Here is a 20,476-nt window from a genome sequence, read left to right as displayed (position 1 = left end):
GGTCACGCCGGCGTCCCCACCAGGTGCTTCAGCACGGAGGTGAAGAAGCCGAGACCGTCGAGGGAGGGGCCGGTGAGCGCCTCCACCGCGTGCTCGGGATGCGGCATGATGCCGACCACGTTGCCGGCCTGATTGGTGATCGCGGCGATGTCCCGCTGCGATCCATTGGGGTTGCCACCGACGTAACGGGCGACGACCCGGCCCTGGGCCTCAAGCTCGTCCAGCGTTGCCGGGTCGGCGACGTAGCAACCCTCGCCGTTCTTGACCGGGATCAGCACCTCCTGGCCCGGCTGGAACGTGTTCGTCCAGGCGGTCCCGGTCGTCTCGATGCGCAGGATCTGGTCGCGGTTGCGGAAGTGCAGGTGCTGGTTGCGGGTGAGCGCCCCGGGCAGCAGGTGCGCCTCGCAGAGGATCTGGAAGCCGTTGCAGATGCCCAGCACGGGCAGGCCCGCGCCGGCGCCGTCGATGATCTTCTCCATCACCGGCGCGAACCGGGCGATGGCCCCACAGCGCAGGTAGTCGCCGTAGGAGAAGCCACCGGGCAGGACGACCGCGTCCACCCCGTGCAGCTCCGCCTCACCGTGCCAGAGACGGACCGGTTCGGCGCCGGCGATCCGTACGGCCCGGGCCGCGTCCCCGTCGTCCAGCGAGCCGGGGAACGTCACCACACCGACCCGGGCGGTCACGGCCGGGCTTCCGCGGGTTCGTCGGTCTCGACCAGACGGACCGTGAAGTCCTCGATGACCGGGTTGGCGAGCAACTTGTCGGCGATCTCCCGAGCCCGGTCCAGGTCCGGTTCACCGGTAAAGTCGATCTCGATCCGCCTGCCGATCCGTACCGAGGCGACGTCGTTGACGCCGAGCCGGGGCAGCGCGTTTGCGACGGCCTGGCCCTGAGGATCGAGGATCTCGGGCTTGAGCATGACGTCGACGACGACGCGAGGCACTGGGCACTCCTGACTGTGTACGCAGTTGGGTGCCGACCCACAACGGGCGAGCGCAGCCAGCCTACCTGGCAGATGCCGCGCCAGACGCACCGGCCGGACGCCGTCCGGGTGCCGCCCGGACCCTACCCGCACGGACCTGTCGGGACCGATACGGGTTCGTTGCGATCCCGATACGGCTTCGTTGCCGACCCTTGCCGATCATCCCCGGCCGGACGAGCCCCCGGCGGCAGAGCAGCTGGGAGCCGCCGCCGGTCGCGAACGGTCCGGCGACGGGAAATCCAACTGTTACATCACCTTGTTTCAATGAGCCTCTTGTGAAACACCTCACCGGGCCCTACGGTACATCGTCAGACGTCGATGTACCGACGTCGCGGCGGCGGATCACCCCCGTCCGTCACCGCAGGCCGGCCCGGTGAACCCGGGTCCTGGGAACCCCGAAGGAGTCCCATGCGCATCCGATCCCTGATCGCGGTCCTCGCCACCGCCATGGCCGCGGTGATGGGCGCCAGTTCCGGCGCCGTCGCCTCACCCGTCGCTCCCCTCATCATCGGCGGCGGCACCGTCTCCTCGGCGCCGTGGGCCGCCGCTGTCTTCAGCAACGGCTCGTTCACCTGCTCCGGCACGATCATCGCCCCGCAGTGGGTGCTCACCGCGCGGCACTGCCTCGGCGGCTCGATGTCGGTCCGGGTGGGCAGCGTCTACCGCTCCTCCGGCGGTGTCACCCGCACGGTCAGCGCCACCTACGGCCGGTACGACCTGGCACTGATGCGCCTGTCCAGCTCGGTGAGCACCAGCTACGTCACGCTGGCCTCCAGCAACCCGCCGGTCAACTCGACCAACTCGATCTACGGCTGGGGCATGACCTGCTACAGCGGCTGCTCGGCGTCGAGCCAGCTCAAGACCGCGAGCGTCCGGGTCACCAGCACGAACGTGAGTGACGCGTACGGCGGGCAGGCGATCCGGAGCACCCGGATCAACGGCAACGCCTGGCGGGGCGACTCGGGCGGCCCACAGTTCTACAACGGTCAGCAGGTCGGCGTCGCCTCCACCGCCGACGGCCAGAGCATCCAGAACTACGGCAGCGTCGCGTACAACCGTGCCTGGATCCGGTCCGTTTCCGGCGTCTGACGGTTAGCGCCCGTGGCGGCGCGGATGGTGGGCCCTGCGCCCGCCGTCCGCGCCGCGCGGTTTTTCAGCATCCGAGTAGGTGAACAGGGCTCACGATGGGCCGCACCCAGGCCTGCCAGCATCGGAAACGTGCTGGTCGTGACGACGGATCAACTTCCCGGCTACGAGATCCGCCAGATCCTCGGCGAGGTGGTCTCCTCCATGGCCAGAACCCGCAACCCGTACCGCGAGGGAGTGAAGAACCTGCGCGGTGGCGCGTACGACCCGATGGCGCCGGACAACCTCACCCGCTGGCGTACCGACTCGGTCGCCCGCCTCGGCGAGGAGGCCCGGCGGCTCGGCGCAAACGCCGTGGTGGGGATGCGGTTCGACAGCCGCGACTGCGGCGAGATGTGGATGGAGATCTGCGCCTACGGCACCGCCGTGATCGTGGTGCCGAAGGTCCCCGACGTCATGCCCCCCGACCAGCCCCTGGTGGCCGCCGAGACGGCCCAGGAACCAGCCTTCGCCGAGGAACCCGGCAAGATCGCCGAACCACCCAGCGCCCCCACCCTCGGCACTGCCCCCGAAACCCCCACCCGCGACTGACCCCACCCCGCACCCACCGGCTCCGGCCCGCACCGGCTCCCGTGATCAAGAAGTTTTGGTCGGGGATCCGGTGGATCCCCGACCAAAACTTCTTGATCAACGCCGTCTTTGGATGGGGTTAGAGGATGGGGGGTGGGGAGTAGGTGGCGGCTTGGGGGTGGGATTCGACGATTCTGGTGATTCTTGCGGTGACTGCCTGGATCTGGGTGGGGGCGGCGCCTACGAAGGCGGCGCGGTCGGCGACCAGAGCGTCGATCTCGGGGCGGGTCAGGGCGAGGCGGGTGTCGGCGGCCAGGCGGTCGAAGAGGTCGTTGTCCGGGGTGCCCTTTTCCCGCATGGCCAGGGCGACCGCGACCGCGTGCTCCTTGATCGCCTCGTGGGCGGTTTCCCGGCCGACGCCCCGGCGGACGGCCGCCACCAGGATCTTGGTGGTGGCCAGGAACGGCAGGAACCGCTCCAGTTCCCGGTTGATCACCGCCGGGTACGCGCCGAACTCGTCAAGCACGGTGAGGAACGTCTGGAACAGCCCGTCGGCGGCGAAGAAGGCGTCCGGCAGGGCCACCCGGCGCACCACCGAGCAGGAGACGTCCCCCTCGTTCCACTGGTCACCGGCCAGCTCGCCGACCATCGACAGGTAACCCCGGATGATCACCGCGAAGCCGTTGACCCGCTCCGACGAGCGGGTGTTCATCTTGTGCGGCATCGCGCTGGAGCCGACCTGGCCCGGTTTGAAGCCCTCGGTGGCCAGCTCCTGACCGACCATCAGCCGGATCGTGGTGGCCAACGACGACGGCGCCGCAGCCACCTGCGCCAACGCGGAGAGCACGTCGAAGTCGAGCGACCGGGGGTAGACCTGGCCGACACTGCCCAGCACCCGGCCGAAGCCCAGGTGCTCGGCGACCCGCCGCTCCAGCTCGGCGACCTTCTCGGCGTCGCCGTCGAAGAGGTCGAGCTGGTCGGCGGCGGTGCCGACCGGCCCCTTGATCCCCCGCAGCGGATACCGGGCGATCAGGTCCTCCAACCGCTCGTACGCGATCAGCAGCTCCTCGGCGGCCGACGCGAAGCGCTTGCCCAGCGTGGTCGCCTGAGCCGCCACGTTGTGCGATCGGCCGGCTATCACCACGTCGGCGTACTCGTGGGCGTGCCAGGCGAGCCGGGCCAGCGTCGCCACCACCCGATCCCGGATCAGCTCCAGTGAGCGGCGCACCTGGAGCTGCTCGACGTTCTCGGTGAGGTCCCGGGAGGTCATCCCCTTGTGCACGTGCTCGTGCCCGGCGAGCGCGCTGAACTCCTCGATCCGGGCCTTCACGTCGTGTCGGGTCACCCGCTCCCGCGCCGCGATCGAGGCCAGGTCGACATCGTCAAGCACCCGCTCGTACGCCTCGACCACCCCGTCCGGCACCGGCACGCCCAGGTCCCGCTGGGCCCGGAGCACAGCGAGCCAGAGCCGTCGTTCCAGCCGGATCTTCTCCTCCGGAGACCAGAGGGTGACCAGCTCGGGCGAGGCGTACCGGTTGGCGAGCACGTTAGGGATCGTCGTCACGGACCCATTCTCCGGTACCCACGGAGCGCCGGACGTCACGGCCTCTCCCAGTTGCGTCTGCCACGGTCGCAACGGCGGCCGTCAGGCGTGGCAACCGCCCGCCGGCACACGAACGTCGGCATCGGGACCGGTGGGCTGGCGGGTGATCGCCAGACAGCAGCGTACGAACGCCTGGACCACGGCGTCGTTGTGGGCCGCGGATGGCCAGGCGACGGCCACCTGGCTCGGACTCAATCCGGTGACCGGGCGGTAGACGACGCCCGGCCGAGCGTAGAACCGGGCTGAGGAGGCCGGGGCGAACGCGATGCCGTAACCGTTGGCGATGGCGTTCAGCCAGTCGTCCGGCTGGTCCACTACTGCGCCGATCCGCACCGGACGGCCCACGCGCTCGTCGACACCGAGCCAGAAGTCCCGCCACCGGCCGGACTCCGGTGCGGCCGCCACGAATGGCTCGTCCCACAGCTCGCCACACCGAATCTCGTTCCTGCCCGCCAGCGGGTGCGTCGTGGGCAACGCCACCCACCGCGGCTCGGTGAACAGCATCGCCACCCGCAGGCGGTGCTGGTCAGGGCACGGTAGCCGGAGCAGACCCACATCCGTGTCGCCGGTGAGCAGCCCAGCCGTCGGGTTGGACCAGGCCGCCTGGCGCATGACGACCTCCCAGCCAGGCTGCTCGCGCCGGAACGTCTCGACGATGCGGGGAGTTGCCTCGTTGGCGGCGCTGGCGAGAAATCCGATCCGCAGCACGCGCGCCGATCGGCTTGCCGCCGCCCTGACCTCGCTCAGTGCATCGTCCCAGTTAGCCAGCAGCGCGGGCATCCGCGCCGCCAGCACCCGGCCCGGATCGGTGAGCTGCATGCCGTCCCGGGAGCGGACGAACAGCTCGACGTCGAGGAGGGCTTCCAGGCGCTGGATCTGCTTGCTGAGCGCCGGTTGCGAGACGAAGAGCCGGCGGGCGGCGCGGGTCAGGTTGCCCTCTTCGGCCACGGCGCTGAAGTACCGCAGCAGCCGCAGGTCAACGTCCATGCCGCCAAGCTATCGAAACAGGTATTGGACTCGCTCGTCGCCGCCGGCAGAGGCTGACAACCGACAAGCACGACAACCGTCGAGCACCCGACGAGGGAAAGAGGAGATCCATGACTGTTTCGACCATGGCCTACGGAAATGCGGGCGGCGCCTGATGTCGAACGCGTACCTGGCGGTCACCGCTTTGACCATCGCGGCCAACGTCGCCATCGGCGTCGCCGATCTCCGTCGGGCCGAATTCGTCCTACACAACTCCGCCCGGGTCGGTGTGGCGCCGTCGCTGCTACCGCTGCTCGCCGCGCTCAAGATCGCCGGAGCCGCGGGTCTGATCGCCGGACTTCTCGGCGTCCGGCCTCTCGGTGCTGCGGTAGCGACCGGGCACAGCGACAACGGTACGGGTACGGGTGGCCAGGGTAGGAGGACGGCCGGCCCAGGCTGACGGATGCGCCCTTACCCACCCGGCACAGCGTGTCGCCCGACCCGATTCGGGTACCGGGCCAGCGCTCAGCGTTCCAGGATCGCGGTGACGCCCTGGCCACCGGCGGCGCAGATGGAGATGAGGCCGCGTCCGCTGCCCTTTGCGGCGAGCAGCTTGGCCAGGGTGGCGACGATTCGGCCGCCGGTGGCGGCGAACGGGTGACCGGCGGCCAGCGAGGAGCCGTTCACGTTGAGCTTGTCGGTGTCGATGGCGCCCAGCGGGGCGTCCAGACCGAGCCGGTTCTTGCAGAACTCCGGCGACTCCCAGGCCGCCAGGGTCGCCAGCACCTGCGAGGCGAACGCCTCGTGGATCTCGTAGTAGTCGAAGTCCTGAAGGGTGAGCCCGGCCCGGTCGAGCAGCCGGGGCACGGCGTACGCGGGTGCCATCAGCAGCCCCTCCTCGCCGTGCACGAAGTCCACCGCGCCCGTCTCGGACCAGGAGAACCAGGCCAGCACCGGCAGGTTGTGCTCGCGCGCCCACTCCTCGCTGGCCAGCAGCACGGTTGAGGCGCCGTCGGTGAGCGGCGAGGAGTTGCCGGCGGTCATGGTGGCCTGTTCGGCGTCCGGCCCCTTGGCACCGAAGACCGGCCGCAGCGTGCCCAGCTTCTCCAGGGTGGTGTCGGGGCGGAGGTTCTGATCGCGGGTCAGCCCCAGGTAGGGGGTCATCAGGTCGTCGAAGAAGCCCTTGTCGTACGCGGCGGCGAGCCGCTGGTGCGACCGCAGGGCCAACTCGTCCTGCGCCTGCCGGTCGATGTTCCAACGCAGCGCGGTCTGCGCGGCGTGCTCACCCATGGACAGGCCGGTGCGCGGCTCGGCGTTGCGGGGGATCTCCGGCTTGAACGGCTGGGCCGGGCGCAGTTTCGCGGCGATCCGCAGCCGCTCACCGAGGGTGCGGGCGGAGTTGAGCTTGAGCAGCGTGCGACGCATGTCCTCGTTGACCGCGAGCGGCGCGTCGGAGGTGGTGTCGACGCCACCGGCGATTCCGACGTCGAGCTGACCGAGGGCGATCTTGTTGGCGACCAGGATGACGGCCTCCAGGCCGGTGCCGCACGCCTGCTGGATGTCGTATGCCGGGGTGCGCGGGTCCAGCTTCGAGCCGAGCACCACCTCGCGGGTGAGGTTGAAGTCCTTCGCGTGCTTGAGCACCGCACCGGCGACGACCTCGCCGACCCGCTGCCCGGCCAGACCGAACCGGGCGATCAGCCCGTCCAGGGCCGCGCCGAGCATGTCGGAGTTGGAGGCGCTGGCGTAGCGCGAGTTGGAGCGGGCGAAGGGGATCCGGTTGCCGCCGATGATCGCGACCCGTCGAACGTTCTGCACGATCCGCCTCCTCGAAAGTGTTGCCCGCACCTTACTCACCAGTAGGCTACGCCTATGACCGACAGGTATGCGAGCTTCGTCCAGTCGGGCACCGGGCGGGCGCTGGTCAAGCGCCTCGGGCTGCCCGATCCGCCGCGACTGCGCCGGCACGCACCCGGCGAGCCGATTCTGCCCGGGCTGGTCCTGCTCGGCGCCGCCACCGGCGGGCGGCTCAGCGAGCCGGTCGGCAAGGCCCTGGCCGCCGCCGGGCTCGCCCTGCGCGATCCGGCCACCGCCGTGCCCGATTTGGCAACCGGTCGTACGCCGGAGAGCGCCGCCCTCGTCTTCGACGCTACCGGCATCACCGAGTCGTCCCAACTTCGCCAGCTCTACGACTTCTTCCACCCGCAGGCCCGGGCGGTTCAGCCCAGCGGCCGGGTGATCGTGCTGGGCACACCGCCGGCCGAGTGCGGCACGCCCCGCGAGGCGACCGCCCAGCGGGCGCTGGAGGGGCTGACCCGCAGCATCGGCAAGGAGTTCGGCAGAGGGGTCACCGCGCAACTGGTGTACGTCACGCGGGACGCCGACCCGGGCACCTGGACCAGCCTGGAGGCGACCCTGCGGTTCCTGCTGTCGGGCCGTTCCGCGTACGTCTCGGGGCAGGTGATCCGGGTCGGTGCCGGCCAGGCCACCGCGCCGGCCGACTGGGACCGCCCACTCGACGGGCAGGTGGTGCTGGTCACCGGCGCGGCGCGGGGCATCGGCGCGGCGTTGGCCCGGGTGCTGGCCCGCGACGGCGCGACAGTGGTGGCGCTGGACGTGCCGGCCGCCGGGGACGAGCTGGCCACGGTGGCCAACGAGATCGGCGGTAGCGCCGTGCAGCTGGATCTGACCACCTCCGACGCGCCGGCCCGGCTCGCCGAGCACCTGGCCAGCCGGTACGGGCGGGTGGACGTGGTGGTGCACAACGCCGGCATCACCCGGGACAAGACGCTCGGCCGGATGGATGCCGGCCGGTGGGACCAGGTCATCGACGTCAACCTGTCCAGCCAGGAACGCATCAACGACCTGCTGCTGGAGCGCGGGCTGATCCCGGCCGGCGGGCGGATCATCGGCGTCTCCTCGATCGCCGGGATCGCCGGCAACCGCGGCCAGACCAATTACGCCACCAGCAAGGCCGGGGTCATCGGTCTGGTCGACTCGCTCGCCCCGGCGCTGCGGGAACGGCAGATCAGCGTCAACGCGGTCGCGCCCGGGTTCATCGAGACCCGGCTGACCGCCCGGATCCCGCTGGTGCTGCGGGAGGCGGGCCGCCGGATGAACAGCCTCTCGCAGGGCGGGCTGCCGGTCGACGTCGCGGAGACCATCGGCTGGCTGGCCTGGCCGGCGTCCGGTGCGGTCACCGGCAACGTGGTCCGGGTCTGCGGCCAGAGCCTGCTGGGGGCGTGATGGCCAGGCGTGGACGTGGCGAGGAGCCCGGAGACGACCTGTCGGTCGGTGAGCTGATCGACGGGCCGACCGAGATCCTGACGCCGGAGATCCGGGCCGCCGCGCTGGCCGGCGGGGCAGACCTGGAACAGACCCGGGACCTCTCCGGGCCGGGCGCGGCGGTGACCGGTGCCCGGCGATCGACCGACACCGCCGTCGGCCCCCGCGAACCCGCGGCGCGGGCCCGGGCGGAACTGCCTCGGATGCCGACGGCGGGTCCGTTGTACCGGCGGGCGCTGCTGAACGCGGTGCCGGGGCTGGGCGGCCGGCAAGCCACCGGGGTGCCGGCGGTCGAGCTGGCCGTCGCCGGGGTGGCGGTCGATCCGGAGCGGCTGGCCGACTACGACCGGGTCTGCGGGTTCCGCCTCGCCGATCGGCTGCCCGCGACCTTTCCGCACGTCATGGGCTTTCCGCTGACACTTCGGCTGATCACCGCGCCCGAGTTCCCGATCCCGCTGACCGGGGTGGTGCACGTCGGTAACCGGATCACGCTGCGGCGGCCGGTCACCATCAACGAGCGGCTGGACTTCACCACCTGGGCGGAGAACCTGCGTCCGCACGACCGGGGACGGCAGGTGGACGTGGTACTCGTCGGGTCGGTCGACGGCGAGGAGGTGTGGCGCGGCGTCTCGACGTACCTCGGCCGGCAGCGCACCCCGGACGGCGGTGAGCGGCGCGACCACGGCGAGCGGCCACCGCCGCCGGCCGCCACCGCCCGCTGGTCGGTCACTCCCCGGGTGGGTACGGACTACGCGCGGGTCTCCGGCGACCACAACCCGATCCACACCTCGCGGCTGGGGGCGCGGCTGCTCGGTTTCCCCCGGCCCATCGCACACGGCATGTGGAGCAAGGCGCGGTGTCTCGCGGCGTTGGAGAGCCGGCTGCCCGAGGCGTACACGGTGGACGTGGCGTTCAAGCTTCCGGTGCCGCTGCCCGGCACGGTCGCCTTCAGCGCCACGGCGCTCGACCCGGGCTGGGATTTCGGTCTGTACGACAGGCGTGGTCGCCCACACCTGGCGGGCACCATCCGCTGAGCGGGGCCGGGCACTTGCCCGGCCCTCTCTTTTCCGCTAGGTTGTTCTCAACTAGAGATGTTCTCGAAGTGAGAGTGATCGAGCGTGAACGAGCAGGATTTCCTCGCCGCCTACGACCCGCGGGCCTATCCGGCGGTCGCGGTGACCGTCGACATCGTCGCCCTGACCATCCGCGACGGCGCGCTGCACCTGCTGCTGATCCGCCGAGGCGAGCAGCCGTACGCAGGTCTCTGGGCCCTGCCCGGCGGATTCGTCCGGCCGGACGAGGACCTGGCCGCCGCCGCCCGTCGGGAGCTGGCCGAGGAGACCGGTCTCGACGGCGAGCCACTCCGCCGCGTCCACGTCGAGCAACTGGCCTCCTACGGCGCGCCCGACCGCGATCCCCGGATGCGGATCGTCTCGATCGCCCATCTGGCCTTCGCCCCCGACCTGCCGGACGCGACGGCCGGCACCGACGCCGACGAGGCGGCCTGGGCGCCGGTCGCCGAGTTGGCCAACCGGCAGCTCGCCTTCGACCACGGTCAGATCGTCGCCGACGGGCTGGAGCGGGCGCGCTCCAAACTGGAATACACCCCGCTGGCCACCCGCTTCCTCGCACCCGAGTTCACCATCGGGGAACTGCGGGCGGTCTACGAGACGGTCTGGGGCCATCAGCTGCACGCCGGCAACTTCCACCGCAAAGTGCTCTCGGTGCCCGGCTTCGTGGAGAGCACCGGCGAAAGCACCGAGCGCGGTGGCACCCGAGGCGGCCCGCGGGCCCGGCTCTACCGGGCCGGTGACGCTCGGCTGCTGCATCCGGCGCTGCTGCGTCCGGCACGCGAGGAGACGGTGCGATGACCACCGACGAGGCGATCCGCCTGGTCACCGCCGCCCGTGACGACGACGAGCTGTTCGGTGGCGACGCGCCGGAGCGGCGCTACCGGGAACTCGTCGGTGCTCTGCACCCGGACCGGCTCGGTTGGGTCGGTCCGGGGATCCGGGCCGCTGCCATCGACGCCTTCCTCCGGGTGACCACCCGCTGGCGGGCCCGGCGGGCCACCGTGTTGCACGGCTACCGGTGCGGGCGGCCCGCGTACTCCGGCGACCTCGCCGACCTGTACGACGTCGGTGCCGACCGGCTGCTCAAGCTGCCCCGCGACGCGGCCGACAACGATCTGATGGTCCGCGAGCAACGCGCCCTGCGCACGCTTGCCGAGCGGGGTGACCCGCGCTGGCTGCCGTACGTGCCCCGGCTGGTCGACAGCTTCACCCACCGCGACGCCGGCACCGGGGCGGACCGGCGGATCACCGTGCTCGGCACCGCGCCCAACCTGCACAGCCTGGTCGAGGTGCGGCGGGCCTATCCGGACGGGCTGGACGCCCGGGACGTGGCGTGGATGTGGCGTCGACTCCTGGTCGCCCTCGGCCTGGCGCACCGGGCGGGCCTGGTGCACGGTGCGGTGCTGCCGTCCCACGTGCTCATCGACCCCGACGCGCACGGCCTGGTGCTTGTCGACTGGTGCTTCTCCACCGAGCCGGGCGGCACCGTGCCGGCGATGGTGCCCGAGCACGAGTCCTGGTATCCGCCGGAGGTGCCCAACCGTCAGCCGTCCGGGCCGGGCACCGACATCTTCATGGCCACCCACTGCATGACCTGGCTGCTGGACCGCCGGGCCCCGCGCCAGTTGCTCGACTTCGCCCGGGGCTGCCGGCAGGGGCTCCTGCGCGCCCGCCCCGACGACGCCTGGCTGCTGCTGCGCGAACTGGACGAGGTGCTGCACCGCCTCTACGGGCCGCGCACCTTCCGCCCCTTCACCCTCAACCCCTAAGGAGGCTGCCATGGGCAGCGGAGCATGGTCCACCGATGTGTACGACGCCGCCGACCGCTACCGCCGGGCCACCGGCGCCAGCGCCTTCTCCTACAGCGACAGCGGAGCCCGGGTAGTGCACCCGGCGCTGGACCCGCGCGGCGCGGTACGGGAGAGCCGGGACAGCGCGGAGCACCCCCAGTCGACCCCCGTCGCGGTCCTGTTCGACGTGACCGGCTCGATGGGGCACGTGCCCCGCGTCCTCCAGGCCAAGCTGCCGCAGTTGCTGGGTCTGCTGCTGCGCCAGGGCTACGCCCGCGACCCGCAGATCATGTTCGGCGCGATCGGGGACGCCACCTGTGACCGGGTGCCGTTGCAGGTAGGGCAGTTCGAGTCCGACAACCGGATGGACGACGACCTCGGCCGAATCGTGCTGGAGGGCGGCGGTGGCGGCCAGATGCGGGAATCGTACGAGCTGGCGCTGTACTTCATGGCCCGGCGCACGATCACCGACAGCTGGGAGAAGCGCGGCCGGCGCGGCTACCTGTTCGTCATCGGCGACGAGTTGGCGTACCCGCAGGTGAAGGCCGGCGAGGTGAGCCGGCTCGTCGAGGACGACCTGCGCGAGGACGTGCCGTTGCGGCAGATCGTCGACGAGGTCACCCGCCGCTGGGACACCTACTACCTGCTACCCGCCGGCAGCCACTACTCGGGCAACCGCCGGGTGCTCGACTTCTGGCGCGACCTGCTCGGCCAGAACGCCCTGGAGTTGGACGATCTCGCTGCGGTCTGCGAGACCATCGCGCTCACCGTCGGCCTCGGCGAGCAGGCGATCGACCTCGACCAGGGTCTACGGGACCTGGACCGCGCCGGCTCGTCCGCCACCGGCACGGTGTCGAAGGCCCTCGCCCGGTTGGACGGGAGAGCCCGAGCCGAGGTGTCGGAGCTGCCGGCCAGCCGCACCACCGGGCGCGGAGTGGTCCGGCTGTGACCCGGCCGGCGGCGGGCGTGGTTCCGGGCGGCGCGGTGACCGGCGGGCCGGCGGCGAGGGGGCCGCACGGCCAGCACGTGATCGTGGTCGACCTCGGATACGGCGACGCGGGGAAGGGCACCGTCGTGGACTGGCTCTGCGCGACCCTGCCGGTGCGGACGGTGGTGCGGTTCAACGGGGGTGCGCAGGCGGCACACAACGTCGTCCTGCGCGACGGCCGGCACCACACGTTCGCCCAGTTCGGGGCCGGCACCTTCCGCCCCGGGGTGGGCACCCACCTGTCCCGCCACGTGGTGGTGGACCCGCTGGCGTTGGCCACCGAGGCGGACCACCTCGCCGCCGTCGGGGTGCCCGACGCGCTCGACCGGCTGACCGTGGACGGGGAGGCGCTGCTGGCCACCCCGTACCACCGGGCCGCGAACCGGGCCCGGGAGCTGGCCCGCGGAGCCGACCGGCACGGTTCCTGCGGGCTGGGGGTGGGCGAGGCCGTCGCGTACGGTCTCGCCCACCCCGACCAGGCACCCCGGGTGGCGGACTGCCGCAACCCGGAGCTGCTGCGCCGCCGGCTGACCGCGCTGCGGGACCGGCTCAGCGCCGAACTCGGCCCGCTGGACGCCCCTCCGGTCGCCGACTGTCTGCCGGCGTACCGGGCCTTCGCCGAACGGGTGGCGATCGTCGACCGGAGCTGGCTCGCCGCAGAGCTGCGCGCCGGGACGTGCGTGTTCGAGGGCGCGCAGGGAGTGCTGCTGGACGAGTGGCACGGCTTCCACCCGTACACGACGTGGAGCACCACCACCGCCGTCAACGCCGAGGCGCTGCTGACCGAGGCCGGGCTGGCCGGATCGGCGACCCGGCTCGGCGTGCTGCGGACGGTCACCACCAGACACGGGCCGGGTCCGCTGGTGACCGAGGATCCGGCGCTCGGGCTGACCGAGCCGCACAACCCGACGAACCCGTGGCAGGGCCGCTTCCGGTTCGGCCACTTCGACGCCGTCGCCCACGCGTACGCCCTGGCGGTCGCCGGTGGGGTCGACGGCCTGGCGCTGACCCACCTGGATCTCGTCGGTCACGGTCTCGACCTGCGGATCTGCCACCGCTATGCGGACCTGGACGGACTGCGGCCGGGTCCGCCCGGAGACCTCGACCGGCAGGCGGCGCTCACCGCCCGCCTGCTACGGACCCGACCGGTGTACGACGACCCTGCGCCGGTCGACTGGCCCACGGCGGTGGAGCGGGCGCTGGGCGTACCCGTCGTGCTCACCTCCCACGGATTCACAGCGGAGGACAAGCGGATGCGGACGACCCACCTCGACACCGCCCGCCCCGACGGCGGTACGGCGACCCGGGTTCCGGTGGCAACGGGTGGAAGGCCCCATTAGCGGTGATCCGTCCGTCCCGCCCCGATGCCTCCGTCCGGCGGCGAGCATGTATCCATGGAAGCCGCGCTCGACCTGCTCCGGCACACGCTCACCTCACCGTGGGTGTATCTGCTGCTGTTCGGACTCACCGCGATCGACGCGATCTTCCCGTTGGTGCCGGCCGAGGCGGCGGTCATCACGGTCACCGTTCTCGCCACCGGCGGCGAGCCGAATCTGGTGGTGGTGATCGTGGTGACCATGCTCGGTGCCATGCTCGGCGACCACGTCTCCTACGCCATCGGGCGCGGCGGCGGCTCAGGTCGTCTGGATCGTTCGCCGGAGGACAGCCGACGCCGGGCCGGATCGCAGTGGGCGCGGCGGGCGGTGTGCCGGCACGGCGGCGTCATCCTGACCTCCGCCCGGTACCTGCCCGGCGGGCGGACGGCGGTCACCCTGACCATGGGGGCGGTGCGCTACCCGCTGCGCCCGTTTCTGCTCTACGACCTGATCGGTGCCGGCACCTGGGCGCTCTACTGCGTGCTGCTCGGCCTCTTCGGCGGGCTGGCCTTTGAACGTGAGCCGATCTACGGGATCCTCGCCGGAATCGGCCTGTCGATCGCGGTAACCCTGCTGGTGCAACTGGCACGCGGACTGCGCCGCCGCGCCCATCGCCGGGCCGCACGACGCTGAGGGGCGGTGGGGTCACCCGGGCGGGTGCCAGGTGACGCCGCGCAGCAGTTGCCCGGCGCCGAGCCAGGCGACGTTCATCATCTGGGTGGCGGTCTTCTCCGGGTCGGCTTCCGGATGGTCGGCCAACCAGTCGGCCAGTGACTCGCTCGCGCCGACCAGCGCGTACGCGACCACCTCCAACTCGGTGTGGGCCACCTCTCGCCCCTCGGCGCGCAGCGCGTGGTCGAGCATCCCGGCGGCCACCTCCACCAGCCGCGCCCGCATCACGGTCAACTCACGCGCGAAGGGTTGCTCGGCGCGGGCCTGCCGGTAGAGCACCGCCCAGCCGTCCCGATGCGCGCCGACGAAGCCGAAGAACGCCCGCAGCCCGCGCCAGAGCCGCTCGTCGGCGGGCAGGTCGGGGTCGGCGGCACCGGCGATGGCCTCCATCATCCGGGTGCCCTCGCGGTGCAGGCAGGCGACGAAGAGTTCCTCCTTGGTGCCCAGGTACGCGTACACCATGGGCTTGGAAATGCCCGCCACCTCGGCGATCTCGTCCATGCTGGCGCCGTGGTACCCACGCCGGGAGAAGATTCGCACCGCGGAGTCGAGCATCTGCTGCTGCCGTACGGCGCGTGGGAGGCGCTTGAAGGCGGGACCGGTGGACACCTTGCAAGCATACCTACTCGTGCGTAAGGTTACGCACGAGTAGCCACTGTCCGAGAGGTGCTTTTCCATGACTGACTTCGACCCGGCCAACTTCGCAAACGTCGGCCCGAAGGAGTTCGCCCAGCTCGTCAAGAACACCCCGGAGAGCAAGCTGGCCGAGGTGATGTCCGGTGACCTGCGCGGCAAGATCCTCGGCGAAGTCTTCGGGCGGATGCCGCAGCTGTTCCGCGCCGACCGGGCCGGCTCCACCAACGCAGTCATCCACTGGAACATCACCGGCGCCCCGGACGGCGGCACCGACACCTACGAGGTGGTCATCGCCGACGGCACCTGCACGGTCAACGAGACCCCGCAGCACGACCCCCGGCTGAGCCTGACCATGGGCCCGGTCGAGTTCCTGAAGATCGTCTCCGGCGGCGCCAACCCGGTCATGATGTTCATGACCGGCAAGCTCAAGGCCAAGGGCGACCTGGGCCTGGCCGCCAACATCGCGAACCTCTTCGACATCCCCAAGGCCTGACATGGCCGAGTTCTCGCTCGACCTGAACGAGGAACAGCGGGATCTACGGGACTGGGTGCACGGCTTCGCCAGCGAGGTCGTGCGCCCAGCCGCGGCCGAGTGGGACACCCGCGAGGAGACCCCCTGGCCGATCATCCAGGAGGCGGCGAAGGTCGGGCTCTACGGCTTCGAGTTCCTCGCCACCTGCTGGGCCGATCCCACCGGACTGTCGCTGCCGATCGCCAGTGAGGAACTGTTCTGGGGCGATGCCGGCATCGGGCTGAGCATCTTCGGCACCTCGCTCGCGGTCGCCGCCATCTACGGCGCGGGCACCCCGGACCAGCTCGTCGAGTGGGTGCCGCAGTGCTTCGGCGACGCCGACTCCCCGGCCGTCGCGGCCTTCTGCAGCTCCGAGCCGGAGGCCGGTTCGGACGTCGCCGCGATGCGTACCCGGGCCAGCTACGACGAAGCCACCGACGAGTGGGTGCTGCGCGGGCAGAAGGCGTACGCCACCAACGGCGGGATCGCCGGCGTGCACGTGGTTACCGCCTCGGTCGAGCCGGAACTGGGCTCGCGGGGACAGGCCGCGTTCGTCGTACCGCCCGGCACCGCTGGGCTGAGCGCCACCCGCAAGCTGCGCAAACTCGGCCTGCGCGCCTCACACACCGCCGACGTCTTCCTCGACGACGTCCGGGTACCGGGCCGGTGCCTGCTCGGCGGCAAGGAAGCGCTCGACGAACGCCTGGCCCGCGCCCGCTCCGGGCAACGCGCCTCCGGCCAGGCCGCGATGCGTACGTTCGAGCTGTCCCGACCCACCGTCGGCGCGCAGGCGCTCGGCGTGGCCCGGGCCGCGTACGAGTACGCCCTGGACTACGCGAAGGAGCGGGTCCAGTTCGGCCGGCCGATCATCACCAACCAGGCGGTCGCGTTCACGCTGGCCGACATGCGCATGGAGATCGACGCCGCTCGACTGCTGGTCTGGCGGGCCTCCTGGATGGGGCGCAACAACCGGCCGTTCACCGCCGGTGAGGGCTCGATGTCCAAGCTCAAGGCCGGCGAGGTGGCCGTCTCGGTGACCGAGAAGGCGGTCCAGCTGCTCGGTGGTGCCGGTTTCCTGCGGGACCACCCGGTCGAGCGCTGGTACCGCGACGCCAAGATCTACACCATCTTCGAGGGCACCTCGGAGATCCAGCGGCTGGTCATCTCCCGGGCGATCTCCGGGATGCAGATCCGCTGACATGGACCTGCCGTTCATCGTCAGCACACTGACTCGGCGGGGCCTGCTCGCCCCGGGTCGTCCGATCCGCGTCGCATCCCAGCTCAGCGCGCTGCGCAAGTGGGGTTGGAGCCTCGCCGGTGAACTGCGCCAGGCGGCGGCCCGGGACCCGGGCCGGGTCGCGGTCATCGACGAGCAGGGCACCGAGCTGACGTACGCCGAACTGCTCGACCGGTCCATGCGGCTCGCCCGCGCGCTGCGTGCCGCACTCGGCGTCCAGGCCGGCGACCGGATCGGCGTGCTCGGCCGCAACCACCCGGGTCTGATCGAGACCGTCGTCGCCGCCACGCTGCTGGGCGCCGACGCCGTGCTGGTCAACACCGGCCTCTCCCCGGCGCAGCTGGCCACCGTGGCGCAGGAGCAGCGGCTGCGGGTCCTGGTGCACGACGACGAGTTCACCGAACGGACCCTCGGGCTGCCGGCGGAACTGCACCGCCTCGACGAACAGGCCCGAAGCGAACTGATCGACACCGCCCTACCCGGTGAACTTCACCCGCCCGAACGGGACGGTCGGATCATCGTGCTCACCTCCGGCACCACAGGTGCGCCGAAAGGCGCCCGCCGGCCCATCCCGAACGGCTTCGGCCCGCTGGTGTCCATCATCGACCGGATTCCGCTGCACGTCCGGGACCGGGTGCTGATCGCCGCCCCCATCTTTCACACCTGGGGGTACGCGGCCCTACAGGTCTGTTTCGCCCTGCGGGCCACCATCGTGCTGCACCGCCGCTTCGACCCGGCCGCCACCCTGGACGACCTGGTGCGGCACCGGTGTCAAGCCCTGTTCGCGGTGCCGGTGATGCTGCAACGGCTGATGGAGCTGCCGGCGCCGGAGCACCGGCCGCCGCTGAAGGTGGTCGCGGTGAGCGGCTCGGCGCTGCCCGGCGGGCTGCCAGCGGCGTTCATGGACACCTACGGCGACGTGCTCTACAACCTGTACGGCTCGACCGAGGCGTCCTGGGCCTCCATCGCCACTCCCGCCGACCTGCGCCGGGCACCCACCACCGCGGGCAGGCCGCCGCACGGGACCCTGCTGGAGATCGTCGACGACGACGGCCAGCCGGTGTCCGGTGGCCGGGTCGGGCGGATCCTGGTCGGCAACGAGATGCTCTTCGAGGGCTACACGTCCGGCCCCGACCGGGACCGGCACGACAGCCTGCTGGACACCGGCGACCTGGGCCGGGTCAACGCCGACGGACTGCTCTTCGTGGACGGCCGCGCCGACGACATGATCGTCTCCGGTGGGGAGAACGTCTTCCCCGCCGAGGTGGAACAGTTGCTCGCCCAACTCCCCCAGGTACGCGAGGCCGCCGTCATCGGGGTACCCGACCCTGACTACGGCCAGCGGCTCGCCGCCTTCCTCGCCCTGTACCCCGGCGAGACCCTCGACGCCGAGGCGGTCCGCGAGTACGTCCGGCACTACCTGGCCCGCTTCTCCGTGCCCCGCGACGTCGTCTTCGTCAAGTATCTGCCCCGCAACGCCACCGGCAAGGTGCTCACCCGCGAACTTCGCCGCTACTACGCCTGACGCCAACGGTGCTGCCGCGACCTGCGGCGCAACGCCGAAGGGCGCGGTGGGCGCAACCTGCCGCCACACCAACGCCCTCGACCGGATCCCCAGCGTCGCACCGGCCCTGGCCGTACACCCCCCGAACCGGGCGACGTCCGGGTCAGCCGACGACGATGTCGCAGTCGGCCTGCCCGGTCGCCACCAGCGCGTCGAAGCTGACCTGGATGAACGGCTCGTACGCGGCGGCGTTGAGGCTGCGGGTCTTCTTACCCGGCACCCACTTGGTGCCGGTCGACTTCCGCAGGTCCGACGAGCCCAACGTCAGGTCGCAGATCCAGTGCGCGTTGCGGCCGATCAGGTTCCCGTTTCGGGCGTCCGCGTCGATCTCCCAGTTCCCGTCCCGGCTGATCGTGAAGGAAACGTTCCCGCTTACCTTCCGGCTGCTGTCGCTGGTGTTGAAGGTGACGGTGTCGCCGTCGGACGCCACCGTCTTGGTGGTCGCGTTGGCGTACGCCGGAACGGCTCCGAGCAGCACGGAGCCGGCGACCGTCCCGGCGGCGGCGACCAGCGCCAGTCCACGCCGGCCGAGGATGGCGGCGGTCACACCGGAGTTGTTGGATCGCATGTCGTTACCCCACTTCTCTCGTGATTCGACAGATGCCCGCTGCTGGCGGTACGGCACGCCGCAGCCGACACATGTAAGTGTCGTTATCGGCGTCAGCGTTTTCTTGTGGGAAGTCTGAGGAAGAAATAGGGAAATGCTGAGATTCGGAAAGCGGGCCAAAATCGGACGTTGTTTTCGATTGAGATCCGACAATCCGCTACTTGACTCGACAGCGATTTGTGCGAGGTTGCCCGCCGACCGGACCTAGTCACCGGCGACGACCCGGTGGGAAGGGAATCGGGACACGCCCCTACGGGAGAGTCCTCAGGGGACGGTCGGGTGGATTCCGGATACCTCCCGCTCCGCCGGGCTCGGCAGGCTCTCCCCATGAAACTCACCAGGCGTAATCTCCTCGCCGGAGTCACCGTCGGCGCGCTGCTGGCCGGCACCCTGGCGGTACCCGCCGGCGCGACCCACCGCGACTGCCCGATCGGATCGTTCGACCCCACGAGCCTGATCACGGCGGTCGGCGAGATCCCCGACCCCGAACTCACCACCACCAGCGTCCAACTGCGGGTCACCACCCCGACCGGCTGTTTCGAGGACACCTTCGGCGTACGCGACCTGCGCTCCTCGGCACCGGTACCGCGGGACGCCCGGATCCGGATCGGCAGCGTGACCAAGGTCTTCACCGCCGTCGTGGTCTACCAGCTGGTGGTGGAGGGCCAGTTGGACCTCGACGAACCGGTACGCCCGCACCTGCCGGACCTGATCCCGGCCGACTGGCCGACGATGACCGTACGACAGCTGCTCGCCCACACCAGTGGCCTGCCCAGCCCGGTCCTGCCCGACGGGCTGGCGTGGCAACTCCAGCACCGCTTCGACCGCTGGACCCCCGAGCAGATCGTCCGGACGGCGCTGACGAACCCACCGGAGTACGTCCCGGGCACCGCCCAGCGCTACACCAACATGGGCTACATCGTCGCCGGCATCCTGATCGAGCGGGTGACCGGCCGGTCGTACGCCGAGCAGATGCGGCACCGGATCTTCCGGCCGCTCGGCTTACGCGACACGTACGCCCCGGGCTACGCCACCGGGATCCGTGGCCCGCACGTGCGGGGCTACCAGCAGGTGGACCGCGACGGGCGGACCGAGCTGGTGGACGCGACGCGCTGGAGTCAGAGCTTCACCCCCGCCTCGGGTGACCTGATCTCGACCGTCGCCGACCTGGACCGGTTTGCCGCGGCCCTGTTCGACGGCCGGCTGCTCGCCCCCGCTCAGCAACGTGAACTGTTCACCCTTCCGTGGGCGGGCGCGGAGTACAGCAACGGTGGCCTCTCCTCGATCCGACTGCCCGACGGCCGGGTGTTCTGGGGCAAGTCCGGCGCCCGTTACGGCTACCAGGCGGCCGTCGGTGCCCTCGACGACGGCGGCCTGCGGCTCGTGTTCGCCGCCAGCCCGACCGATGCCAAGGCCGAGGGGCAGACCGCGCTGGTCCAGCGGGTACTGGGGGCTGTGCTGGCGCTCACCTGAGGTCAGCCGCGACACCGCAGTGTCAGGAAGGGCCCCTGTCCTACTGGAGGCGTC

The 20,476-nt window shown here is 71.2% G+C and carries 21 protein-coding genes; 14 read left to right on the top strand and 7 right to left on the bottom strand.

From position 1 onward, the window contains the following. Window positions 1–2: 2 nt before the first annotated feature. Both purQ and purS read right to left on the bottom strand, forming a co-directional pair. A complete protein-coding gene (purQ, locus tag ACN26Z_RS03150; RefSeq protein ID WP_282240430.1) occupies window positions 3–686 on the bottom strand; it encodes a phosphoribosylformylglycinamidine synthase subunit PurQ in 684 nt (227 codons plus the stop codon). Beyond that, the gene (gene purS / locus ACN26Z_RS03145) at window positions 683–946 is read right to left on the bottom strand and encodes a phosphoribosylformylglycinamidine synthase subunit PurS (RefSeq protein ID WP_210830351.1); all 264 of its coding nucleotides are present in this window, start codon (window positions 944–946) and stop codon (window positions 683–685) included. The genes purQ and purS overlap by 4 nt, the downstream gene beginning before the upstream one ends. Before the next feature lie 447 nt (window positions 947–1,393). On the opposite strand from purS, the gene ACN26Z_RS03140 reads away from it, so the two are divergent. Further along, window positions 1,394–2,074, top strand: coding sequence for a S1 family peptidase (locus ACN26Z_RS03140; protein ID WP_093403817.1), 681 nt, complete (start codon window positions 1,394–1,396; stop codon window positions 2,072–2,074). Between the two features lie 24 nt (window positions 2,075–2,098). Continuing rightward, the gene (locus ACN26Z_RS03135) at window positions 2,099–2,662 is read left to right on the top strand and encodes a YbjQ family protein (RefSeq protein ID WP_282240636.1); all 564 of its coding nucleotides are present in this window, start codon (window positions 2,099–2,101) and stop codon (window positions 2,660–2,662) included. Window positions 2,663–2,780: 118 nt separating this feature from the next. On the opposite strand, the gene purB is transcribed toward ACN26Z_RS03135, so the two are convergent. Both purB and ACN26Z_RS03125 read right to left on the bottom strand, forming a co-directional pair. Beyond that, complete coding sequence (gene purB / locus ACN26Z_RS03130) at window positions 2,781–4,205, bottom strand: adenylosuccinate lyase (protein WP_421459821.1); 1,425 nt, start codon at window positions 4,203–4,205, stop codon at window positions 2,781–2,783. Between the two features lie 81 nt (window positions 4,206–4,286). Continuing rightward, window positions 4,287–5,231, bottom strand: a complete 945-nt coding sequence (locus ACN26Z_RS03125) for a LysR family transcriptional regulator (protein WP_282240433.1) — start codon at window positions 5,229–5,231, stop codon at window positions 4,287–4,289. Between the two features lie 154 nt (window positions 5,232–5,385). Between ACN26Z_RS03125 and ACN26Z_RS03120 the strand changes: the two genes are divergently transcribed. After that, window positions 5,386–5,670 (top strand): DoxX family protein, encoded by a 285-nt coding sequence (locus ACN26Z_RS03120; RefSeq protein WP_421459820.1) that lies wholly within the window; start codon window positions 5,386–5,388, stop codon window positions 5,668–5,670. A gap of 65 nt (window positions 5,671–5,735) precedes the next feature. Here the strand turns inward: ACN26Z_RS03120 and ACN26Z_RS03115 are convergent, their stop codons facing one another. Continuing rightward, a complete protein-coding gene (locus ACN26Z_RS03115) occupies window positions 5,736–7,028 on the bottom strand; it encodes an acetyl-CoA C-acetyltransferase (RefSeq protein ID WP_282240435.1) in 1,293 nt (430 codons plus the stop codon). Between the two features lie 54 nt (window positions 7,029–7,082). Between ACN26Z_RS03115 and ACN26Z_RS03110 the strand changes: the two genes are divergently transcribed. The 7 genes from ACN26Z_RS03110 to ACN26Z_RS03080 all read left to right on the top strand — a co-directional run bounded on the left by ACN26Z_RS03110 (window position 7,083) and on the right by ACN26Z_RS03080 (window position 14,355). Further along, window positions 7,083–8,456, top strand: coding sequence for a 3-oxoacyl-ACP reductase (locus ACN26Z_RS03110; protein ID WP_421459819.1), 1,374 nt, complete (start codon window positions 7,083–7,085; stop codon window positions 8,454–8,456). A gap of 242 nt (window positions 8,457–8,698) precedes the next feature. After that, window positions 8,699–9,529, top strand: coding sequence for a MaoC/PaaZ C-terminal domain-containing protein (locus ACN26Z_RS03105; protein WP_282240637.1), 831 nt, complete (start codon window positions 8,699–8,701; stop codon window positions 9,527–9,529). Window positions 9,530–9,613: 84 nt separating this feature from the next. After that, window positions 9,614–10,366 (top strand): NUDIX hydrolase, encoded by a 753-nt coding sequence (locus ACN26Z_RS03100; RefSeq protein ID WP_093403809.1) that lies wholly within the window; start codon window positions 9,614–9,616, stop codon window positions 10,364–10,366. After that, complete coding sequence (locus ACN26Z_RS03095; protein WP_421459818.1) at window positions 10,363–11,337, top strand: serine/threonine protein kinase; 975 nt, start codon at window positions 10,363–10,365, stop codon at window positions 11,335–11,337. Before ACN26Z_RS03100 ends, ACN26Z_RS03095 begins: the two co-directional genes overlap by 4 nt. Before the next feature lie 10 nt (window positions 11,338–11,347). Beyond that, complete coding sequence (locus ACN26Z_RS03090) at window positions 11,348–12,307, top strand: hypothetical protein (protein WP_093403806.1); 960 nt, start codon at window positions 11,348–11,350, stop codon at window positions 12,305–12,307. An 80-nt stretch (window positions 12,308–12,387) separates the two neighbouring features. Then, a complete protein-coding gene (locus tag ACN26Z_RS03085) occupies window positions 12,388–13,686 on the top strand; it encodes an adenylosuccinate synthetase (RefSeq protein WP_421464504.1) in 1,299 nt (432 codons plus the stop codon). Window positions 13,687–13,740: 54 nt separating this feature from the next. Then, window positions 13,741–14,355 (top strand): DedA family protein, encoded by a 615-nt coding sequence (locus ACN26Z_RS03080; RefSeq protein WP_093403805.1) that lies wholly within the window; start codon window positions 13,741–13,743, stop codon window positions 14,353–14,355. Between the two features lie 12 nt (window positions 14,356–14,367). On the opposite strand, the gene ACN26Z_RS03075 is transcribed toward ACN26Z_RS03080, so the two are convergent. Further along, entirely contained in the window at window positions 14,368–15,003 is a 636-nt protein-coding gene (locus ACN26Z_RS03075; RefSeq protein ID WP_282240438.1) for a TetR/AcrR family transcriptional regulator, read from the bottom strand. A 67-nt stretch (window positions 15,004–15,070) separates the two neighbouring features. On the opposite strand from ACN26Z_RS03075, the gene ACN26Z_RS03070 reads away from it, so the two are divergent. The 3 genes from ACN26Z_RS03070 to ACN26Z_RS03060 are packed head-to-tail and all read left to right on the top strand — an operon-like array spanning window position 15,071 to window position 18,303. Then, the gene (locus tag ACN26Z_RS03070; protein ID WP_093403799.1) at window positions 15,071–15,523 is read left to right on the top strand and encodes an SCP2 sterol-binding domain-containing protein; all 453 of its coding nucleotides are present in this window, start codon (window positions 15,071–15,073) and stop codon (window positions 15,521–15,523) included. A gap of 1 nt (window position 15,524) precedes the next feature. Continuing rightward, on the top strand, window positions 15,525–16,739 hold the full coding sequence (locus tag ACN26Z_RS03065; protein ID WP_421459817.1) for an acyl-CoA dehydrogenase family protein: 1,215 nt from the start codon (window positions 15,525–15,527) through the stop codon (window positions 16,737–16,739). Window position 16,740: 1 nt separating this feature from the next. Continuing rightward, window positions 16,741–18,303: an AMP-binding protein gene (locus tag ACN26Z_RS03060; RefSeq protein WP_421459816.1), complete on the top strand. Its 1,563-nt coding sequence runs from the start codon at window positions 16,741–16,743 to the stop codon at window positions 18,301–18,303. A 142-nt stretch (window positions 18,304–18,445) separates the two neighbouring features. On the opposite strand, the gene ACN26Z_RS03055 is transcribed toward ACN26Z_RS03060, so the two are convergent. Continuing rightward, complete coding sequence (locus ACN26Z_RS03055; protein WP_093403795.1) at window positions 18,446–18,910, bottom strand: hypothetical protein; 465 nt, start codon at window positions 18,908–18,910, stop codon at window positions 18,446–18,448. 366 nt (window positions 18,911–19,276) lie between these two features. Between ACN26Z_RS03055 and ACN26Z_RS03050 the strand changes: the two genes are divergently transcribed. Beyond that, complete coding sequence (locus ACN26Z_RS03050; RefSeq protein WP_421459815.1) at window positions 19,277–20,422, top strand: serine hydrolase domain-containing protein; 1,146 nt, start codon at window positions 19,277–19,279, stop codon at window positions 20,420–20,422. The last annotated feature ends 54 nt before the right edge of the window (window positions 20,423–20,476 follow it).

Origin of the sequence: Verrucosispora sp. WMMD703 (assembly GCF_049178935.1) — a bacterium.
Taxonomy (GTDB): Bacteria; Actinomycetota; Actinomycetes; order Mycobacteriales; family Micromonosporaceae; genus Micromonospora; species Micromonospora sediminimaris.
This window is presented reverse-complemented; position numbering and strand designations above follow the sequence as displayed.